This window comes from Pseudodesulfovibrio sp. lm2024 (genome assembly GCF_051175575.1).
Taxonomy (GTDB): Bacteria; Desulfobacterota; Desulfovibrionia; order Desulfovibrionales; family Desulfovibrionaceae; genus Pseudodesulfovibrio; species Pseudodesulfovibrio caledoniensis.
On record NZ_CP195092.1, the window covers coordinates 4,076,975 to 4,096,104 of the forward strand.

The window sequence follows — 19,130 nt, forward strand, 5'->3', positions numbered from 1 at the left end:
AGCCGATGCTGGTCAGAGACTGGATGACGGTCAACGTCATCGCCCTGGGAGTGAATTCCTCGGTGCTGGACGCGGCCGAGATACTGCGGGAAAAGAACATCCGACAGTTCCCGGTCATCGACAGCGCGGGCTCCCTGGTGGGCATCGTCTCCGACCGGGACATCCGCGACGCCATGCCGTCCAAGTTCATCCCCGGCGACGCCGTGGTCGAGAGCGGCGGCGGCCTGTACACCCTCACCGCCGGGGACATCATGACCCTGGACCCGGTGTCCGTACCCTCGGACGCGGCCATGACCGAAGTGGCCGACATCCTTGTTAAACACAAGGTCGGCGGCCTGCCCGTGGTGGACGGCGGCCGCCTTGAGGGGATCATCACCCAGCTGGACGTGCTCCGCTTCCTCTGCTCCTCGGCGGGCTCCGCGCGCGGCGGCGCCCAGTTCGGCATCCGCCTTGACGGCTCCGAGGACGCCCTGGCCGACATCCTCTGCGACCTGCGCGCCAAGGGGCTCGTCTTCACCAGCGTGTTCACCGCCGTGGACCCCACCCGCTGCGGTTCCCGCAACGCCTACGTGACCATCGCCGATCTCGCCGACAAGTCCGTTGAGGACGTCGTTGAACTTTTACAAAGCAAGTACACCCTCCTCTTCTACGTAGCCGAAGGGGTGACCGTGGATTTGGTGTAGGGCGGCTCCCGATAGCGGGCCATCTGCACATTTTTACCGGCCGAGCCAATCTTCACGTAGACGGCTACCACTGCTGTCGCCATCTCTAAGACCGAGCAAGCTCGGCCTAAGAGCTGAGGCACGCTGCGGTTGCCGCGGCCGGAAGAAAATGCACAGCGGACCCACTCTCGAAAGCCTTGTACTAGCGCGGGGGAGAGAGCCGCTGGCGGGGCTGCGCACCCGATTCACTCCATTAAGAGAAGAATGGGGGCCTCATGCGGATTATGCATCGGGCCCATAAAAAGGTGCTCCCACCCCGCGAAGCGGCTACAAAAAGTTTGGAAGGGGGGGCCAGGGGGGGAACTTTTTCCCAAAAGTTTCCCCCCTGGCCGCCGGAGGCATCAAAAAAAAAGCCCCGCTCGACGAATTCGTCGGGCGGGGCTTTTTAATAGCGTCAGTGGACGGTTAGTCCCAGGTGCGTTTGTCTTCGATGGGCCGGATCTGCGGGGGCAGGGTGCCGGGGGCGAGGACTTTGAGGATGGGGCGCAGTTTGATCTTTTCGCGGAACAGGTGGAGGAGTTCGTCCTCCTGGTTGAACTGGCCAGCCTCGATGGACAGGATCATCTCGTCGATGCCGCCGGGATTGGTGACTTCGATCTGCCAGCGCTTGACCTCTTCGAACCGGGCCATGACCTGCTCGACCTGATGCGGGTACACGAACATGCCCTTGATGCGGGCGGTGGTGTCCACGCGGCCGACGATGCCGCCCAGGCGCGGGGAGGTACGGCCGCAGGCGCACGGAGTGCGGTCCAGGTAGCCGAGGTCGCCGGTGGCCAGGCGGATGAGCGGGTAGGTGCGGTTGAAGGCGGTGACCACGATCTCGCCGACCTCGCCGTCCTTGAGCGGGATGCCGGTGTCGGGGTGGCAGATTTCCACGAAGGCGCGGTTGGACAGGTGCAGGCCGGACTTGTGGAAGCATTCGTAGCCGATGCAGCCCACATCGGCGGTGCCGTAGCCCTGACGCATGATGCAGTCGAACTTCTTTTCCAGGGTGGAGCGCATCTTCTCGGAGAACTTCTCGCCGGTGACGAAGGCGACTTCCAGGAACAGGTCCTTGCGCAGGGACAGGCCCGCTTCCTCGGCCTTCTGGGCCAGGTGCATGAGGTAGCTGGGCGTGCCGACGTAGCCGGTGACGCGCAGCTTCTGCATGATCTCGATCTGCGAGTTGGTGTTGCCGGGACCGGCGGGCACCACGGCGCAGGACAGGTTGCGCAGGGGCTCTTCGAACATCAGCCCGGCCGGGGCCAGGTGATAGTTGAAAGTGATCTGGGCCAGGTCGCCGGAACGGAAGCCCGCGGCGTAGAACCCTTCGGTCCAGCCCCAGTAGTCCTCAGAGCGGTCTTCGGGGTCGAAGATCGGGCCCGGGGAAAGGAACACGCGCTGCAGCTCACCCAGGTCCTTGGTCAGCAGCCCGCCGAGGCGGGGGCCCATGGACTGGAGGAAAATCAGTTCCTTTTTCTTGATGATGGGGATATGCTTGAGGTCGTTGAGCACGCGGAACTTGTCCACGTTGAACTGGGCGCGGTCGAACCGCTTCTTGACGTCTTCGGAGTACCTGTAGGCATAGGAAAGCAGCTCTTTCAGCTGCAGCTGGCAGTACTGCCTGCGCTCGGACTCGTCGAGCACCTCGCGGCGGGAATAGATTCCCTCGGTACGGTCTTTTCGTGTCATATGTAGCTCCTTGGTGGCTTGGATTCCATATCGGACAGGGAGCGGGACTATAACACGCCGGGCGATTTTTGCAAGAAAAATTTTAAATTTACAGACATTCCGAACGGTTGCAAGCACAATCTTGCTTCACCCCGAAGTTGCAAAATATGCTTGACACCGCAAGGCCAAATGGATAGTCATACTTTCCCTGACGGGTCATGGGTCGTTAACTCAGTTGGTAGAGTATCTGCCTTTTAAGCAGAGAGTCACTGGTTCGAGCCCAGTACGACCCACCAGAATGCGTCCCCATCGTCTAGTGGCCTAGGACTCCGGCCTCTCACGCCGGCAACAGGGGTTCAAACCCCCTTGGGGACGCCACTGACAGAACAACGGGTTACAGCGGAAGCTGTAGCCCGTTTTTTTGTTTGCGCACCGACAGGCGCGAGAACGCTCCGGAACTTGTGGTTTCGGGGCGTTTCCTTATTAGCCGAAGGCCCTTTCCAGGACACTCTCCGTGATGCCAGATCGTTGTATGTAGCGGAACGTGGTCATTGTGTTCATGCGCGGCAAGATGCCTTGGCGGTGGGTATACGCACCCCCTCCCCAATCCGAGACCGAATAGGCCGGATCGCGGAGAGTGTGAGGTCCAGCCCATTGCCTGCAGGTTCCAGGCAATATAGTCAAATGTCCCGAAAAGCGTCGCGGACATGCTCGGCGAGGCGGTCCACCAGATCGTTACGGGGACCGCTGCCGTGGTGGAGAGTGACCGATGCGTCGGGCAGGGTCGGATAGCCGTCGTTCTCATCCAGTACATGTATCCCCTCGGGCAATGTCGTCGAGCCGACGACACCCACGGCCAACCCGGCGGATACGGCAGCGATTATCCCTGAAATGGAAAGACTGTTGAAGGCCACGTGGTAGTCACGGCCGATACGGTCAAGAGCCTCCATGGCGGATTTCCGGTAGCTGCACCCCTCCCAGAAGACCGCGAGCGGTACCGGCGTGCGCTCGTGCACCAGGCTTGATGGGGAGGCTATCCAATGCAGAGGCTCCATCTTCAGCAATTCGACGCCGTCTATGAGAGCCACGCCCGCCCGGATACCGATATCCAGCTTTCCAGCACGCAGTAGCGCGCTGATCTGTTCTCCCGGGGCGCAGGCAACGTCGACCTGCGCGTTCGGATTCGTTTTCCCGAACCGGGCGAGCACTTCCGGTAAAACCGTGCTCGAGAAATCCTCCGGCAGCCCGATTCGGACCCTTCCCTCCACTCCCGGGCGGGCGACGGCGGCCACGGCCTCCTCATGGAGCGCAAGTATCCTGTGCGCATAGCGGAGCAATTCCTCGCCCTTGGGTGTCAGGGTGATCCTTCTCAGTCCGCCGTTGCGTTCAAACAGCACATGGCCCGCCTTCGCCTCGAGCCGCTTGATCTGCATGGACACGGCCGACTGCGTACGGTTGACCAACGCGCCCGCCTTGGTGAAGTTGCCGCTGTCCGCCACGGCAGCGAATGTTTCGAGAAGGTCGTTGGAAAACTGCATTTTTCCCTCTATATCAATTTTTTTCATGATTAGTATAAAAATAATTCGTTTGTCAAATGTTTATGGCAAACTTATCTATATTTCAGACGCTAACCACCAACCGGCAACGGCGCAAGGAGGCAACATGGAAATATACAGCGAGGCTTCGTATATGGAAGACCGGACGATTCGGGATGTTTTTTACCAACAGATTTGCCGCTTGCGGAATCTGATCGGGAGAATGAGGAGGCATCGCAACGAAGCCGCGGCCCGCAGGGAACTCTCGGCATTAAGCCCATGGCTCAAAGCGGACTTAGGCATCGGAGAAGACGGCAGGCCGCTGGACAGAAAGGCCTGACCGGGCCCACGCGGGGACGCCCTGGAAAAGGACTTACAAGAAATCTCAAGTCCTTTTCCGGTGCTGGACACAAATCGCTGACGCTCTGCCGAGCGAAAATATGACTTCACCTGGCCCGTTTTCGTCCTCTGGCCCCACCTCCGATATCTGGCGGGAATATCGCCCCGGCCCCGTATTGACGACAATAGAACAGACCGCATCCCGATGACCGCCGCAGGATGCAGGAGGTGACAGATGGTGGTGAACGACTTTCTTCTCTGGCTTGGGATGATGTTTCCGCTGGTGTTTTCCGCAGGGCCCGCCAACATCGCAATGGCTTCGGTGGGAGCCCGCTTCGGGCTCATGCGCTCGCTGCCCTTTATCCTGGGCATCAACTTCATTGTGCTGCTCCAGTCGCTGTTGATCGGATTCGGGGCCGGTACCCTGGTGCACAACTATCCGGGGGCATACCGCTACCTGCAATACGCCGGGGCCTTTTACCTGTTGTACCTGGCGTCGAAGTTCTTCCGGGCCACGCAGCTTGCATCCGGGGAGATTGCGGCCGATGTGCCCGGCTTTTTCGATGGGATCATATTGCAATCGTTGAACATGAAAGTGATCACGGTAATGATGGCCATGTTCTCCCAATTCATCGCCCCTCATTCCGCCCAGTGGTATCAGGTGGTCGTTTTGTCCATCGGACTGACCTCGTTGACCAGCTGTGCCACGCTGACCTGGGCCCTCGGCGGCGGCTGGCTGGGGCGCCGATTCGCATCCGGGGCAAACGCCAGATTGCAGGGGTACGTCTCCGGTACCATGCTGGCCTGCGTCTCGGTCTGGATGCTGTTCCAGGCCATGCAACAAGGCTGAGCCCGGGGTATCGTCCCACAGGAAAACCGATCGCCGTGGCGGCCCCGTAGACGGCATGCACCGCATCTCCATGGACACCATGGCATTGACCGCGCCGTTTCGCACCTCATGCCCCCCCGCCCTCGCTTTGCCCGTCCGTCCTCCAAAAGTCTCTGACTGTGCGCCTTGCCTGCGATGGCCCCTTGCCTTGCGGTCGATGCAAAAGGTATCATACTTCCAATATGCCTTCTCCGGGGCAGTCTTTCGCTGAAAATAATGATACCGTAGGCCACTCCGACCACAAGGATTACGGGCTCGGTCGCGCGACGATCCGGGCGCAATCATTTTTTGCTTCGGCAAGTTTAACTCCAAAGAATTGAGGGAAATATGGGAAAAGCAAAAGTCTACTTCACCGACTTTCGGACCAAGGCGTTCGGTGACGGGCTGCCCACCAAGCTCAAGAAGATGATCAGGAAGGCGGGCATCGGCGACATCGACATGGAAGGCCGGTTCGTGGCCATCAAGATGCACTTCGGCGAATTGGGCAACATCAGCTACCTGCGGCCCAACTACGCCAAGGCCGTGGCTGACGTGGTCAGGGAGCTGGGCGGCAAGCCGTTTCTGACCGACTGCAACACCATGTATCCGGGCAAGCGCAAGAACGCCCTGGAGCACCTGGAATGCGCCTGGGAAAACGGCTTCACCCCCCTGACCGTGGGCTGTCCCGTGCTCATCGGCGACGGCCTCAAGGGCACCGACGACGTCGAGGTCCCGGTCGAAGGCGGCGAATACGTCAAGAAGGCCAAGATCGGGCGGGCCATCATGGACGCCGACGTATTCATCAGCCTGACCCACTTCAAGGGCCACGAGATGACCGGCTTCGGCGGCACGATCAAGAACATCGGCATGGGCTGCGGCTCCCGCGCGGGCAAGACCGAGCAGCACAGCGGCGGCAAGCCGAACATCGACGAGGAAAAGTGCGTGGGCTGCAAGGCCTGCATCAAGGAGTGCGCCAACGACGCCCTGCATTTCGACGCGGAGGCTAAGAAGTCCCGCATCAATCACGACAACTGCGTAGGCTGCGGCCGGTGTCTGGGCGCGTGCAACTTCGACGCGATCTCCTTTGGCCTGGACTCCGCCATCTGCGACCTCAACCGGAAGATGGCCGAGTACACCAAGGCCGTGGTCGACGGCCGCCCGCAGTTTCACATCTCCCTGATCGTGGACGTCTCGCCCAACTGCGACTGCCACGGCGAAAACGACGTGCCCATCCTGCCCAACCTGGGCATGCTGGCCTCCGCCGATCCCCTGGCCCTGGACCAGGCCTGCGTGGACGCCTGCATGAAGGCCACCCCGCTCCCCGGCAGCCAGCTGGCCGAAAACTTGGCCAAAAAGGACTTCGTCGACCACCACGACCACTTCACCAACTCCCGCCCGGAGTCCGAGTGGAAGACCTGCATGGACCATGCGGAGAAGATCGGACTGGGCACCAGGGAATACGAACTGATCGTGGTCAAATAACGACCGCGGCCCTCCACGGGCCGACAGGACGCAACAACGGGTTACGGCCAACAGCCGTAACCCGTTTTTTGTTTTCAGCGCCGCGCCGGGCGGCCCGGTGGTGGCTTTTTTCCAAAGCCGTACGGAGGGCCTTCCTCTCCCCGGGCACGGAGCGATCGAGCCGATCCACCGGACCGGGTTGACGCGGCCCCCGCTTTGCTTCAGGCTTCAAGATGAGACAACCGCGTCCGGCGAGCACGGAGCATGAAGCGCACACGGAGAGCGATCCGCATGGAAACGATACGGAACAGACAGTGGCATCACCTGGAGGCCGAAGAAGCGGCCCGTCTCCTGGACACCGATCCGGCCCGGGGTTTGGACGAACCCGAGGTTAAGCGGCGGCGCGAACGGTTCGGCGAAAACGCCATCTCGGGCAAGAAGGGGGCCTCGGCCCTGACCCGGTTCCTGCTCCAGTTCCACCAGCCCCTGGTCTATATCCTCATCGTGGCCGGGGTGGTGACCGCCTTCCTCGGCGAATGGATAGACTCGGGCGTCATCTTCGGCGTGGTCCTGGTCAACGCCGCCGTGGGCTACCTCCAGGAAGCCAAGGCGATCAAGGCCCTGGACTCGCTGTCCGCCAACCTCAGCGCCGAGGCCCGGGTCCTGCGCGCCGGGAAACCGGTCCGCATCCCGGCGCGGGATACGGTCCCCGGCGACGTGGTCCTGCTGCGCTCCGGGGACAAGGTCCCGGCCGACCTGCGCCTGCTCTCGGCCAAGGAGCTGCGCATCGACGAGTCCATGCTCACCGGCGAATCCCTACCCACGGCCAAGAACGCCGCCCCCCTGCCACAGGACACGGTCCTGGCCGATCGCCGGGGCATGGCCTACGCGGGCACCCTGGTCAGTTCGGGGCAGGGCGCGGGCGTGGCCGTAACCACGGGCGGACACACCGAGATCGGGCGCATCTCCGGGCTCATCGACGCGGCCGAGGAACTCCAGACCCCGCTGACCCGCAAGATCGCCCGGTTCAGCCGGGTGCTCCTGTTCGCCATTCTGGGGCTGTCCGCCGCCTCCTTTGTCCTGGGCATACTGCGCGACGAGCCCGCGGCCGATATGTTCATGGCCGCCGTGGCCCTGGCCGTGGGCGCGATCCCCGAGGGACTGCCCGCCGCAGTGACCATCATCCTGGCGCTCGGCGTGTCGCGCATGGCCGGGCGCAAGGCGATCATCCGCAAGCTCCCGGCCGTGGAGACCCTGGGCGGGACCACGGTCATCTGCTCGGACAAGACCGGGACCCTGACCGAGAACCAGATGACGGTCCAGGAGATCTTCGGCGGGGGACGGTCCTACACGGTCTCGGGCACGGGCTACGACCCGCGCGGCGCGGTGGAGCCGGTCGACGCCCACGACGGCCCCGACGGGGCCCTGGCCGAGACCCTGCGGGCCGGGCTGCTGTGCAACGACGCGGGCATCAGCGTCAGCCACGGCCGCCACCGGGTGGAGGGCGACCCCACCGAGGGCGCGCTGCTCGTCTCCGCCGGGAAATTCGGCCTGGACATGGAGCGCGAACGGAATCGATTCCGGCGAGTGGACGAGCTGCCCTTCGAGTCTGAATGGCAATCCATGGCCACCCTGCACGACGCCCCCGACCGGGACGGACGCGTGGTCTATCTCAAGGGCGCGGTGGAAAAGGTCCTCGACTGCTGCAATGGCGCCCTGCTGCCCACGGGCGAGGCCGGGGACCTCGACGCAGAGGCCGTGATCCGGGCCCAGCGCGCCATGGCCGAGAAGGGGCTGCGCGTCCTGGCCTTCGCCCGCAAGGCCCTGCCCGGCGACGGCGGGCTGGAGCGCTCGGACTCGTGCATGGGCATGGTCTTCCTCGGGTTGCAGGGCATGATAGACCCGCCGCGCGAAGAGGCGAAGGCGGCCATCGCCGCCTGCCTGCACGCCGGGATCAAGGTCAAGATGATCACCGGGGACCACGCCCTGACCGCACAGGCCATCGGCCTGCGCCTCGGGCTGGGCGGCGAGGGGTGCGAAAGCGGAGAGAACGGCGGGGACTGTTCGGTCATGACCGGGCGCGAAATCAGCGAGCTGGACGACGCGGAGCTGATCGAGCGGGCCCCCGGCATCCCGGTCTTCGCCCGGGTCTCGCCCGAGCAGAAGCTCCGCCTGGTCACGGCCCTGCAAAGAAACGGCGAGGTCTGCGCCATGACCGGCGACGGGGTCAACGACGCCCCGGCGCTGAAGCAGGCGGACATCGGCGTGGCCATGGGCGTGACCGGCACCGAGGTGGCCAAGGAGGCCGCCGACATGGTTCTGACCGACGACAACTTCGCGACCATCGAGGCCGCCGTGGAAGAGGGGCGCGGCGTGTTCGCCAACCTGGTCAAGTTCATCGCCTGGACCCTGCCCACCAACGCGGGCGAGGGGCTGGTCATCCTGGCCGCCATCCTGTTCGACGCGGCCCTGCCCATCCTGCCGGTGCAGATCCTGTGGATCAACATGACCACCGCGGGCTGCCTGGGCATGACCCTGGCCTTCGAGCCCGTGCAGCCGGGGATCATGGACCGCCCGCCCCGGCGGCCGGACCGCCCCCTCCTGGACCGGGCCATCCTGCGCCGCATAGCCGTGGTCAGCCTGCTCCTGTTGCTGTGCGCCTTCGGCCTGTTCCAATGGGAGCTCGCGGGCGGGGCGACCATGGAGACGGCCCGGACCGTGGCGGTCAACGTCTTCGTCGCCATCGAGGCCTTCTACCTGCTCAACGCCCGGTCCTTCACCCGCTCACCCCTGGCCCTGGGGCTGTCCACCAACAAATGGGTCCTCGGCGGGGTCGGCGCGATGCTCGTCCTCCAGCTCTTCTACACCTACGCCCCGGTCATGCACCGGCTGTTCGCCAGCGCCCCACTGGACCTCGTGCAATGGGCAAAAATCCTCGGTTGCGGTCTGGCCGCCTATGTCATCGTGGAGCTCGACAAAAAACGGGCTGATTCGGACATCTGACGGCTCCCGGCCGGTGAGCCCGTAAACGACTATCATTGACATGCATATTCTTGATTCATATTATATAGAATATATAAATTGTAACGATTGTAGAAGGTTACTAAATGATATCACTAGGATGCACATCATTGTACCGACATAACACAAGCTAAGGCCACAGCATTCCGTTCCCACCTACGGAGCGGACGATGGTTGCCGCTTCGGATCGTGTTGTCGCACGTGACGCCTCTGGCCATCTTCTCCCGGCGGAACAGCTTCCGGACCGAATACGGAACACAGGAGCACTCTCATGCTGCACATGCTTGTCATAGATGAAAGCAAGAAATTCCACGCGGCCGTCGAGCCTGTCTTCAAGGACGAATTCAGGGTCAGGAGCATTCCCACAGGGGACCTGGCGGCCCTGGACGACATCGATACGCCCGGCATCGTGATCTATGTGGGCATCGGCCCGGTACGGGAAATCCGCAAGAAGGTGGCCCTTGTCCGCCGTTCCTGGCCCGGAGCCCTGACCATCCTGCTGCTGCCCGCCCTGTCGGACGCGACCCGACTCCAGGGGGTGTCCATACCCGCGCACACCATCGTCTTCGGCCGCTGCTCCAGAAAGCGGCTGACCGAGATCGTGGACGACTACAAGGAGGTCCTGCGCTATTCGGTCCAGGCGGACAAGGAAAAGGCCATCCTCCAGTCCCTGGTCGAGTTCACCAGCAACTACATCCCCTGCGTGTACATCTGCCATCACCAGGTCCTTCCCCTGCTCATGTCCCTGTCCTCCCGAGTCGGCTGGGGCGCGGAACGGATCCGGAAACTGTTCAGCGCCTACCTCCTGATCCTGTCCAGCCTCGACCGGGAACGCCTCTCCTCGGTCATGAGCGGCAACGACTCCAGCGCCGAAACGCTGCGGGACATCTACGAACACGTGGAACGGGCCGTGCTCCTGCTGGAGGCCGACGACCGGACCGAGGACATGGCACACAGCCTGCGCTACGTCCTGAAGCGCTACGACGGCGGCGGCTATCCCAAGGACGACGTCCAGGGCGACGACATTCCCCTCCCGGCCAGGATGATCCGGCTCGCCCTGGACTACCACTATCTGGTCCAGAGCGGCAAAAGCGAGGGCGAGGCGATCTTCATCCTCAACCAGCGGGGCAAGCGCTACGACAAGCGATTGTTCGAGGAATTCAAGTCCATCGTCGGAAACGCCGGGCAGTCCGTCCAGCGGGCCGTGTACCCCCTGGGGCTCGCCCCGGGCATGGTCGTGGCCGAAGACGTATACGGCACGGTCGACGGCAAGCGGAGGAAATTCCTGTCGGGCGGCGAGATACTGACCCCGAAGACCATTGAATTCCTCCAGCGGCACTGCGACGAATTCCTCGACATCACGGAGCCCATCCAGATCCGCGAGAACGTCGAGGGAGCCCTCGGGGGCTAGCCATGCTCAAGGAAATCTCGGTCAAACGCCTCACCGTGGGCATGTACGTGAGTCTGAGGGAGATTCCCTGGTTCAGCCACCCCTTCCTGCTGTCCAACTTCGAGATCCGAAACCGCCAGGAACTACGGGACATCGTCGCCATCGGCCGGGCCACCGTGCTCTACGATCCGCAGAAAAGCCGTTCGGCCCCGCTCGACGAGGACCGGGAGGTGGAGATCGCCGAGAACAGTCCGGGAACGGTGACCAAATCCCGGCGCAAGCGGGAAAAGGCCTCGGAGCTGCGCGTCCGGCGGACCCGGTTCAACGAGGTCAGGGAGGAGTTCGGCAAGGGACTGGGCAAGTCCAAGTGGATACTGGAGGCCATCAAGAGCGGGGAGCCGACAGCCGCCGAGGACGCCCGGCGGCTGGCCACGGCCTTCGGCGAAAAATTCCTGGAGGACGTCAGCCTGGCCATCCAGCACATCAACCTGACGTCCATGGACGCCGGGCAGCACTTCCACTCCCTCAATGTCATGACCCTGTCCCTGATGCTCGGCAAGCAGCTGGGCCTGCCCAGGGAGGAAATGAACACCCTGAGCATGGGCGCCCTGCTCCACGACGTGGGGCAGCTGCTCCTGCCCGGCGGCATCGCGACCAGTCCCAAGCTGAGCAAGGCCGGGTGGATTCTCTTCAAGCGGCACCCGATGACCGGCGTGCAGCTGCTCTCCAAACTGCCCGGCATCGACCCGGCGGTCATGAAGATCGTCTACCAGCACCACGAGCAGTGCGACGGCCGGGGATACCCCAAGGCCCTCCAGGGCGACGCTATCGCCGACCTCAGCAAGGTCGTGGCCATTGCGGACACGTACGACCGGCTGGTCAACGCCCGGGACCTGAGCCGCGGCCTCGCCCCGCACAAGGCTCTCGCCCTGATGTTCACCAAGAAGCGAAAGGAGTTCCAGGAGGAATACCTGGAGCAATTCATCAAGATGCTCGGGGTCTACCCGCCCGGAACCGTCTGCCGCTTCAACTCCGGCGACGTGGGCGTGGTGGTTTCGGTCGACCCGGCCAACCCCCTGTTGCCGGAAGTGGTCATCTACGATGCGAACATCCCCAAATACGACGCCATGATCTACCGGCTGGGCGAGGACCTCGACCTGACCATCACCGGTACCCTGAACCCGGGAGAAATCGACCGCGAGGTCAAGGGATATCTGGATTCCAGGTCCGTGGTGCAGTATTTCCCCGAGTCCTGATCCGGCCCCCCCGCCTCTCTCCCGGCCCTGCCGTACGGCTGAAACCGGACCCTCACGGTCGGTTTTATCTATTTATTGTATTTATAACCTAAATATAATAGTCCGCGTCCGCCCCATTCCGGTATTCAATGGGGCATATAGGCGGGGAGTCCCCCGAAGGCTTCCCCGGCTCGTCAACCGCGCACCTTGGAGGGCATATGTTCAAGAATCTCAAGCTTGGCCTGAAGCTCGGACTCGGCTTCGGGTGCCTGATACTCATCGCCGCCGCCCTGGGCGGCACAGCCATCTACGACATGTTGGTAGTGAGCGAGGATTCGCGGCAACTTGCCGAGGAGTATGTCCCGGAAGTCTCCATCGCCAGCCAGCTGGAACGGTCCGCCTTGCTGGCAATGTACGCCTTCCGTGGCTATTCCCTGAGCGAGTCCCAAGTATACTGGACCGAGGGGCGCAAGCGGCTGGACGAGACCGGGGAGATACTCCGCGCGGCCAAGGCCCATGCGGACAAATATCCCCGCCTGGTCAAGCTGAAGCAGGACGCGGAAAAGGCGGAGCAGGGCGTCGCCGTCTATGACGGCCTGGTCCGAGAAACCCACGACCTGATCACGGCCATGGCCGAGAACAGGAAGGTCATGGACGAGTGCGCGGTCATCTGCATGAAAAACTGCATGGACTTTCTGGACTCGCAAAACCTGGCCCTGGACCGAGAGATCGCAGCCGGCGCGACCATGACCCAACTCACCGAGCGCCACGGCAAGATCTCCATGATCCATGAGATCATCGACCTGTGCAACGGCATCCGCATCAAGAACTTCAAGGCCCAGGCCGCCAGGGACCCCGAAGACATGAAGGAGGCCATGAAGGCCTTCCCGATCATTCGCGAGAAATACGAGGAGCTCAAGACCGTCACCCGGCGGCCCGAGAACCTCCGCCAACTGGAAGCGACCATGGATGCCGTTGAAAAATACGGCGCCGCGATGCAAAATTTCACTGATAATTTTGTGGAAATGACAAAGCTGAACACGCGCCGCAACGAGGCCGGGCAGGCCGTGCTCGATGCGGCTCTGAATACGAATCACGCGGGTGTTGAGGCCACCCAGACGCGGGCCGACGCGGCTGTGGCCTCTTTGCGGACCGCGTCTATGGTCATGGCCGGGGGACTGGGTATCGCCTTCCTGCTCGGCGTGGCCATCGCCTGGGCCCTGACGCGGATGATCACCCGCCCGATCCTGCAGGGGGTGGACTTCGCAAAGCGCATGAGCGAGGGCGATTTCACCCGCACCCTGGCCATCAACCAGCGTGACGAGATCGGCATCCTGGCCCAGGCCCTGAACAACATGGTCACTCGGCTCCAGTCCGTGGTGGCCGACGTGGACTCCGCCACCAACAACGTGGCCGGGGGCAGCGCCGAGCTGTCCTCCTCGTCCCAGTCCCTGTCTCAGGGGGCCACGGAGCAGGCCGCGTCCATCGAGGAGGTCTCCTCGTCCATGGAGCAGATGGCCTCGAACATCAGTCAGAACGCGGAGAACGCCCGCGAGACCGAGACCCTGGCCTCCAAGGCCGCCTCGGACGCCCGCGAGACCGGCGGCGCCGTGGGCCAGACCGTGGAGGCCATGAAGGAAATCGCGGAAAAGATATCCATCATCGAGGAAATCGCCCGGCAGACCAACCTGCTGGCGCTCAACGCGGCCATCGAGGCGGCCCGGGCCGGGGAGCACGGCAAGGGGTTCGCCGTGGTCGCCGCCGAGGTGCGCAAGCTGGCCGAACGCTCGGGCACGGCCGCGGCCGAGATCAGCGAACTCTCCTCGTCCAGCGTGGAAGTGGCCGAAAAGGCGGGCACCATGCTCAGCCAGCTGGTCCCGGACATCGAGCGAACCGCCTCCCTGGTCCAGGAGATCACCGCAGCCAGCAACGAGCAGAACGCGGGCGCGACCCAGATCAACCAGGCCATCAGCCAGCTCGACACGGTCATCCAGCAGAACGCCTCGGCGTCCGAGGAGATGGCCTCCACCAGCGAGGAACTGTCCAGCCAAAGCCAGCAGCTCCAGGAGACCATGTCCTTCTTCAACGTGGGCAACGGCAATCGGCGCAAGCAGACCACCGTAAAGGTGCGCAAGACCCCGGCAGCCGCCCTGCCCGCGTCCAAGCCCTCCCGACAGGCCGCCGATCTCGAAGGGTTCGGCGCGGGCATGGACCTGGACATGGACGACGACGGCGCGGCCGATTTCGAGCGGTTCTAGCCCGGCCCGCCAGGCAAACGAAAAGGCCGCCCCTCCACAACGGAGGGGCGGCCTTTTATACGATTCTCTGCCGACGCCTACTCGTGGACCACGTCGGCTTCCTTGACCAGCGCCTCGGGAATCTCGAGACCCATCTTCCCGGCCGCGGCCGGGAAGACGTGGAAGGAAAGCTTCTTCTGGAATTCCACCGGCGTCTCGCCGGGCTTGGCCCCGTTCAGGATGCGGATGGCCATGGCCCCGGTTTGGCGGCCGTGCAGGTAGTAGTCGAAGCCCAGCGCGGCGATGGCCCCGCGCGACACGGAGTCCACGTCGGCCACGAAGACCGGCGTCCGGCTGCGGCGGCCGACCTTGATGACCACCTCCATGGCCGAGACCACGGTGTTGTCCGTGGGGATGTAGATGGCGTCCACGTTGCCCACCAGGCTGGACGCGGCCTGCTGCACGTCGGCCGAGCTGGTCACCGTAACCGGCACGATCTCGATGCCCCGCTCCTTGGCGGCGGCGGTGATCCGCTTCAGGTTGGACACGGAGTTCATCTCGCCCGCGTTGTACAGAAAGCCGAGCTTCTTCATGTCCGGCAGAAACTTGAGCAGCATCTCCACGTGCTTGTCCATGGGCATCTGGTTGGACACGCCGGTCACGTCGCCGCCCGGATGCTCGTAATTGGTCACCAGCCCGGCCAGCAGCGGGTCGGTGATGGCCGTGAACAGCATGGGCGTGCCCTTGAGGGATTCGCTCTTGTCGTACTGCTTGACCAATGCCTGGGCGTTGGGCGTGGCGATGGCCACGATCATGTCCGGCTTGTCGGCCGCCACCTGGGTGGCGATCTGGTAGGCCATGCTCATGTTGCCCTGGGAATTGTAGATCTTGTATTCGACGTCCATGCCCGCGTCCTTGAGCTCATCCTGGAACCCCTTGAGCACGGCGTCCAGGGCCGGATGCTCGACGAACTGGCTGACGTCGATGAGGACCTTGCCCGCGTGGGCGAGACAGGCCGTGCCCAGAACGAGCAATACGGCGAAAACACAGAGACAACGTTTCATGAAATCCCCCCTCAAAAGGAACTGATGCCGGGACAATCCCGTAATGTACGCTAACGTGTCGATTTTTCTATAGCAACATTAAAGGACTTGCAAGTTGCGGGCGATGGGTGCAAAATCCGCCTCCTGCCCCCACACCCACATTCCGGATTTTGTAAAATGACCCGACCCACCGTGACCCTTTTCATCCAGTGCCTGGTGGATTCCCTGTCGCCCGAGACCGGGGACGCCATGGTCCGCGTGCTGGAACGGCTCGGCGTGCGCATGCACTACCCCCCGAACCAGACCTGCTGCGGCCAGCCCGCCTTCAATTCCGGGTACCGCCGGGAAGCGGCCAAGGCCGCCCGCCGGTTCCTCGACATTTTTGAAAACAGCGAAGCCATCGTCTGTCCGTCCGGCTCCTGCGTGCACATGGTCCGCCACCATTACCTGGAGCTCTTCCGCGACGAGCCCACCCAGCTGGCCCGGGCGCGCATGGTCGCGGACAAGACCTTCGAGTTCACCGAATACCTGGTGGACGTCCTGGGCGTGACCGACCCCGGCGCGCAGCTCGGCTGCCGCTTCGACGGGGCCGTGACCTATCACGACTCCTGCCACCTCTCGCGCGGCCTGGGCATCCGCAGGCAGCCCCGCCTGCTCCTGGAGAACACCCCGGGCCTGACCCTCATCGAGATGGACGAGTCCGACCGCTGCTGCGGCTTCGGCGGAACCTTCGCGGTCAAATACCCGGAGATATCCACGGCCATGGTTGACGACAAGGTCCGGACCATCCTCGACACCGGGGCCGGGGCCGTGGTCGGCTGCGACGTCAGCTGCCTGATGAACATCCAGGGCCGCCTCTCCCGCATGGACTCCGGCGTCCGCGCCCTGCACATCGCCGAAATCCTGGCCGGGGAGGGCAAGTAATGAACCAGCAAAGCGACAAGACCTACACCGAGCTGGCTCACGACGCCATCGGCAACGAGGAACTGCATGCGGCCATCCGCATGATCCAGGACCGCATCGGCAAGTCCTCCCAGGCCCTGTGGCGGGACGAAATCTCCCCGGAACACCGCCGGTTGGCCAAGGAGGCGCGCCTGCGCACCCTGGAGAACCTCGACCAGGTCCTGGCCGCCCTGGCCGGAAAGATCCGCGCCCGGGGCGGGCACGTCCACTTCGCGGCCACGGCCGAGGACGCACGCCACTACTGCCTGGAAGTGGCCCGCAAGCACGACGTCAAGCGCGTGGTCAAGGGCAAGTCCATGACCTCGGCCGAGATCGGCGTGGACCCCCTGCTCGAGAGCGAGGGCATCGAGGTGGTCGAGACCGACCTCGGCGAATACATCATCCAGCTGGCCGGCGACACGCCTTCGCACATCATCGCCCCGTGCATCCACATGAACAAGCGCCAGATCGGCAAGCTGTTCCAGGAAAAGCTCGGCATCCCCTACTCCGAGGACCCGCCCACCCTGACCAGGGCCGCGCGCAAGGCCCTGCGCGAAAAGCTTTTGACCGCCGACATGGGCTTAAGCGGCTGCAACATCGCCTGCGCCGAGACCGGGCACGTCTGCCTGGTGTCCAACGAGGGCAACATCCGCATGGCCACGACCATGCCCAAGGTGCACATCGCGCTGATGGGCATGGAGCGCGTCACCGCCACCCTGGCCGAGCACGACATGCTCCTGCGCCTGCTCACCCGGGGCGCGGCGGCCCAGAAGGTCTCCACCTACGTCTCCTTCCTGGGCGGCCCCCGCCAGCCCGGCGAGACCGACGGGCCCGAGGAATTCCACCTGGTCATCATCGACAACGGGCGCATGAAGATGCTCGCCGATCCCCGGTTCCGCGAGGTCCTGTCCTGCATCCGCTGCGGCGGCTGCCTGAACATCTGCCCGGTCTACGGACGCATCGGCGGCCACGCCTACAACGGCCCCTACCCCGGCCCCATCGGCGCGGTGGTCATGCCGCTCATCCAGGGCGTCAACCGGCACGCCGACCTCTGCCGGGGCGAATCCCTGTGCGGCGCGTGCAAGGACATCTGCCCGGTCAACAACGACCTGCCGCGCATGCTCTCCGAACTCAGGTACATGCTCGCCTACGGCGACGAGGCCTGGGAGGTCGAGCCCGTGGACAAAACCGAGGCGCGGGCCTTCAAGGCCTGGAGCGCGGCCATGTCCAGCCGCACCGCCTACAACCTGCTGGTCAAGGCCGGCCGCCTGGCCCAGGCGCCGTTCGTCAAGAACGGCGCGCTCTCCAAGGGCGTCGGCCCCCTGGCCAAATGGACCGCCACCCGCGACTTCCCGCCCATCGCCAAAAAGACCTTCGCCGAACGATGGAAGACCGACCACGCCAAGCGCCTCAGCGAGACCGACCATGACTAACGAAGAATACTTCCTCAAGCGCATCCGCAAGGCCCTGGGCCGCAAGAACGCGCCCGACGCGGCAACCCTCTTCTCCAGCCGTCCCCAGGGCGAACTGGAAGGGCTGCTCTCGCGCGCGGACCGCAACCGCGACGAACGCCTCGAACTCCTCGCCCTGCTCCAGCAGGCCGCCGTGCCCCTGAACCTCAATGTCCACGTGGCCGAGAACGCCGCCGAAGCCGGTCGCCGCATCGCGGAACTGGCCCGCGTCTCGGACACCGAATGGGGCGGCGACAAGCACGTCCTCATGCACGACGACGCCCTGCTCCACTCCCTCGATCTGCCAAAACTTCTGGCCGACGACCCCATTGCCGTGGATGTGGCCCGCTTCGACCCGGACGAGGACGAACTCGCGGGCAAGCAGCGCCTCCGCCATATCGCGGAAAAGGCCTACATCGGCGTGACCGGCGCGGACTGGTGCGCCGTGGACTGCGCCGCCATCGCCCTGCTGTCCGGACCGGGCCACGGACGCGCCGTGTCCCTGGTCCCGTCCATCCACATCGCGGTCCTGACCCTGGACCGGCTCGTGGCCGACCTGCCCGAAGGATACGCCCTGCTCGAAAACCACGACCAGCTGCCCGCCTCCTTCACCTTCATCTCCGGCCCGTCCAAAACCGCCGACATCGAAGCCCAACTCGTCCACGGCGCGCACGGGCCCAGAGAGATGCACCTGCTCGTCATTACGGAGTAAGGGGAGCCTCCGGCGGGCCTACCGGCGGTCTCCTTCGGAGAGACCAGGGCGCTGCCCTATCGCTGCTGTCGACGGCTCTAAGACCGAGCAAGCTCGGCCTAAGACCCGACGCGGCCCCGCTTAAGGCCGAGGGCCTTAAGAATCCCATGTTCGCTTCGCTAAGGTACGTGCGACAGCGGAAGGCCGCGACGGGAACGCCTTCCGCTGTGCCGGGTGCCGATTTCGGGCAGAAAAAACGGATAGGACGGCGTGCTTCTTCTCTGAATGAAGCACGCCGTTTTTTCTGCCCGAAATCGCGGGTTTTATTTTTGGGAAAGGAAATCAACCTATTAAAAAACTGTCTCTTTACCGCCGTCCGAAAACGCCGCAATACCCATTCCCTGCGTTTCGACCACGCCCTGCCGAGCTCCCGCCACACCCCGCGAACAACAATCGCCTCCCCGCGCACGCACGCCCCTGCCGAAGGCACACAAAAAGTTTGGGAGGGGGTCCAGGGGGAACCCTTTTCAAAGGGTTCCCCCTGG

At 63.7% G+C, this 19,130-nt stretch carries 14 protein-coding genes and 2 tRNA genes; 13 read left to right on the forward strand and 3 right to left on the reverse strand.

Translation table 11 applies throughout. From position 1 onward, the window contains the following. Nucleotides 1-5: 5 nt before the first annotated feature. A complete protein-coding gene (locus tag ACR42D_RS19000) occupies nucleotides 6-683 on the forward strand; it encodes a CBS domain-containing protein (protein WP_484568359.1) in 678 nt (225 codons plus the stop codon). Nucleotides 684-1,127: 444 nt separating this feature from the next. On the opposite strand, the gene ACR42D_RS19005 is transcribed toward ACR42D_RS19000, so the two are convergent. Further along, nucleotides 1,128-2,393: a phenylacetate--CoA ligase family protein gene (locus ACR42D_RS19005; RefSeq protein WP_338668754.1), complete on the reverse strand. Its 1,266-nt coding sequence runs from the start codon at nucleotides 2,391-2,393 to the stop codon at nucleotides 1,128-1,130. A 199-nt stretch (nucleotides 2,394-2,592) separates the two neighbouring features. Here ACR42D_RS19005 and ACR42D_RS19010 point away from each other — a divergent pair. After that, nucleotides 2,593-2,668, forward strand: a tRNA-Lys gene (locus ACR42D_RS19010). Between the two features lie 6 nt (nucleotides 2,669-2,674). Then, a tRNA-Glu gene (locus ACR42D_RS19015) sits at nucleotides 2,675-2,750 on the forward strand. A 302-nt stretch (nucleotides 2,751-3,052) separates the two neighbouring features. Here the strand turns inward: ACR42D_RS19015 and ACR42D_RS19020 are convergent. Beyond that, a complete protein-coding gene (locus ACR42D_RS19020) occupies nucleotides 3,053-3,937 on the reverse strand; it encodes a LysR substrate-binding domain-containing protein (protein ID WP_484568360.1) in 885 nt (294 codons plus the stop codon). Nucleotides 3,938-4,034: 97 nt separating this feature from the next. Here ACR42D_RS19020 and ACR42D_RS19025 point away from each other — a divergent pair, with 97 nt between their 5' ends. From ACR42D_RS19025 to ACR42D_RS19055, 7 genes are all read left to right on the forward strand, one after another. Then, the gene (locus ACR42D_RS19025) at nucleotides 4,035-4,247 is read left to right on the forward strand and encodes a hypothetical protein (protein ID WP_484568361.1); all 213 of its coding nucleotides are present in this window, start codon (nucleotides 4,035-4,037) and stop codon (nucleotides 4,245-4,247) included. 234 nt (nucleotides 4,248-4,481) lie between these two features. After that, nucleotides 4,482-5,096 (forward strand): LysE family translocator, encoded by a 615-nt coding sequence (locus tag ACR42D_RS19030; RefSeq protein WP_484568362.1) that lies wholly within the window; start codon nucleotides 4,482-4,484, stop codon nucleotides 5,094-5,096. 366 nt (nucleotides 5,097-5,462) lie between these two features. Continuing rightward, nucleotides 5,463-6,596 (forward strand): DUF362 domain-containing protein, encoded by a 1,134-nt coding sequence (locus ACR42D_RS19035; RefSeq protein ID WP_484568363.1) that lies wholly within the window; start codon nucleotides 5,463-5,465, stop codon nucleotides 6,594-6,596. A 270-nt stretch (nucleotides 6,597-6,866) separates the two neighbouring features. Further along, nucleotides 6,867-9,578 carry a cation-transporting P-type ATPase gene (locus ACR42D_RS19040; protein ID WP_484568364.1) on the forward strand — a complete coding sequence of 904 codons (2,712 nt, stop codon included), beginning with the start codon at nucleotides 6,867-6,869 and terminating at the stop codon, nucleotides 9,576-9,578. Nucleotides 9,579-9,867: 289 nt separating this feature from the next. Next, nucleotides 9,868-11,007 carry an HD domain-containing phosphohydrolase gene (locus ACR42D_RS19045; RefSeq protein ID WP_484568365.1) on the forward strand — a complete coding sequence of 380 codons (1,140 nt, stop codon included), beginning with the start codon at nucleotides 9,868-9,870 and terminating at the stop codon, nucleotides 11,005-11,007. 2 nt (nucleotides 11,008-11,009) lie between these two features. Further along, complete coding sequence (locus ACR42D_RS19050; RefSeq protein WP_484568366.1) at nucleotides 11,010-12,242, forward strand: HD-GYP domain-containing protein; 1,233 nt, start codon at nucleotides 11,010-11,012, stop codon at nucleotides 12,240-12,242. 197 nt (nucleotides 12,243-12,439) lie between these two features. Continuing rightward, nucleotides 12,440-14,479 carry a methyl-accepting chemotaxis protein gene (locus tag ACR42D_RS19055; protein ID WP_484568367.1) on the forward strand — a complete coding sequence of 680 codons (2,040 nt, stop codon included), beginning with the start codon at nucleotides 12,440-12,442 and terminating at the stop codon, nucleotides 14,477-14,479. Nucleotides 14,480-14,556: 77 nt separating this feature from the next. On the opposite strand, the gene ACR42D_RS19060 is transcribed toward ACR42D_RS19055, so the two are convergent. Further along, the gene (locus ACR42D_RS19060) at nucleotides 14,557-15,522 is read right to left on the reverse strand and encodes an ABC transporter substrate-binding protein (RefSeq protein ID WP_484568368.1); all 966 of its coding nucleotides are present in this window, start codon (nucleotides 15,520-15,522) and stop codon (nucleotides 14,557-14,559) included. Nucleotides 15,523-15,678: 156 nt separating this feature from the next. Between ACR42D_RS19060 and ACR42D_RS19065 the strand changes: the two genes are divergently transcribed. From ACR42D_RS19065 to ACR42D_RS19075, 3 genes are read left to right on the forward strand one after another with little or no spacing between them, the layout of a single operon-like run. Then, a complete protein-coding gene (locus tag ACR42D_RS19065; protein WP_484568369.1) occupies nucleotides 15,679-16,425 on the forward strand; it encodes a (Fe-S)-binding protein in 747 nt (248 codons plus the stop codon). After that, nucleotides 16,425-17,876 carry a LutB/LldF family L-lactate oxidation iron-sulfur protein gene (locus ACR42D_RS19070; RefSeq protein WP_484568370.1) on the forward strand — a complete coding sequence of 484 codons (1,452 nt, stop codon included), beginning with the start codon at nucleotides 16,425-16,427 and terminating at the stop codon, nucleotides 17,874-17,876. The genes ACR42D_RS19065 and ACR42D_RS19070 overlap by 1 nt, the downstream gene beginning before the upstream one ends. Next, on the forward strand, nucleotides 17,869-18,606 hold the full coding sequence (locus ACR42D_RS19075; protein ID WP_484568371.1) for a LutC/YkgG family protein: 738 nt from the start codon (nucleotides 17,869-17,871) through the stop codon (nucleotides 18,604-18,606). Before ACR42D_RS19070 ends, ACR42D_RS19075 begins: the two co-directional genes overlap by 8 nt. Nucleotides 18,607-19,130 lie beyond the last annotated feature (524 nt).

What these genes read in the sequence shown, in the direction of transcription:
- ACR42D_RS19000 (WP_484568359.1), top strand. Translation starts at nt 6, where the DNA reads ATGCTGGTCAGAGACTGGATGACGGTCAACGTCATCGCCCTGGGAGTG.
- ACR42D_RS19005 (WP_338668754.1), bottom strand. Translation starts at nt 2,393, where the DNA reads ATGACACGAAAAGACCGTACCGAGGGAATCTATTCCCGCCGCGAGGTG.
- ACR42D_RS19020 (WP_484568360.1), bottom strand. Translation starts at nt 3,937, where the DNA reads ATGAAAAAAATTGATATAGAGGGAAAAATGCAGTTTTCCAACGACCTT.
- ACR42D_RS19025 (WP_484568361.1), top strand. Translation starts at nt 4,035, where the DNA reads ATGGAAATATACAGCGAGGCTTCGTATATGGAAGACCGGACGATTCGG.
- ACR42D_RS19030 (WP_484568362.1), top strand. Translation starts at nt 4,482, where the DNA reads ATGGTGGTGAACGACTTTCTTCTCTGGCTTGGGATGATGTTTCCGCTG.
- ACR42D_RS19035 (WP_484568363.1), top strand. Translation starts at nt 5,463, where the DNA reads ATGGGAAAAGCAAAAGTCTACTTCACCGACTTTCGGACCAAGGCGTTC.
- ACR42D_RS19040 (WP_484568364.1), top strand. Translation starts at nt 6,867, where the DNA reads ATGGAAACGATACGGAACAGACAGTGGCATCACCTGGAGGCCGAAGAA.
- ACR42D_RS19045 (WP_484568365.1), top strand. Translation starts at nt 9,868, where the DNA reads ATGCTGCACATGCTTGTCATAGATGAAAGCAAGAAATTCCACGCGGCC.
- ACR42D_RS19050 (WP_484568366.1), top strand. Translation starts at nt 11,010, where the DNA reads ATGCTCAAGGAAATCTCGGTCAAACGCCTCACCGTGGGCATGTACGTG.
- ACR42D_RS19055 (WP_484568367.1), top strand. Translation starts at nt 12,440, where the DNA reads ATGTTCAAGAATCTCAAGCTTGGCCTGAAGCTCGGACTCGGCTTCGGG.
- ACR42D_RS19060 (WP_484568368.1), bottom strand. Translation starts at nt 15,522, where the DNA reads ATGAAACGTTGTCTCTGTGTTTTCGCCGTATTGCTCGTTCTGGGCACG.
- ACR42D_RS19065 (WP_484568369.1), top strand. Translation starts at nt 15,679, where the DNA reads ATGACCCGACCCACCGTGACCCTTTTCATCCAGTGCCTGGTGGATTCC.
- ACR42D_RS19070 (WP_484568370.1), top strand. Translation starts at nt 16,425, where the DNA reads ATGAACCAGCAAAGCGACAAGACCTACACCGAGCTGGCTCACGACGCC.
- ACR42D_RS19075 (WP_484568371.1), top strand. Translation starts at nt 17,869, where the DNA reads ATGACTAACGAAGAATACTTCCTCAAGCGCATCCGCAAGGCCCTGGGC.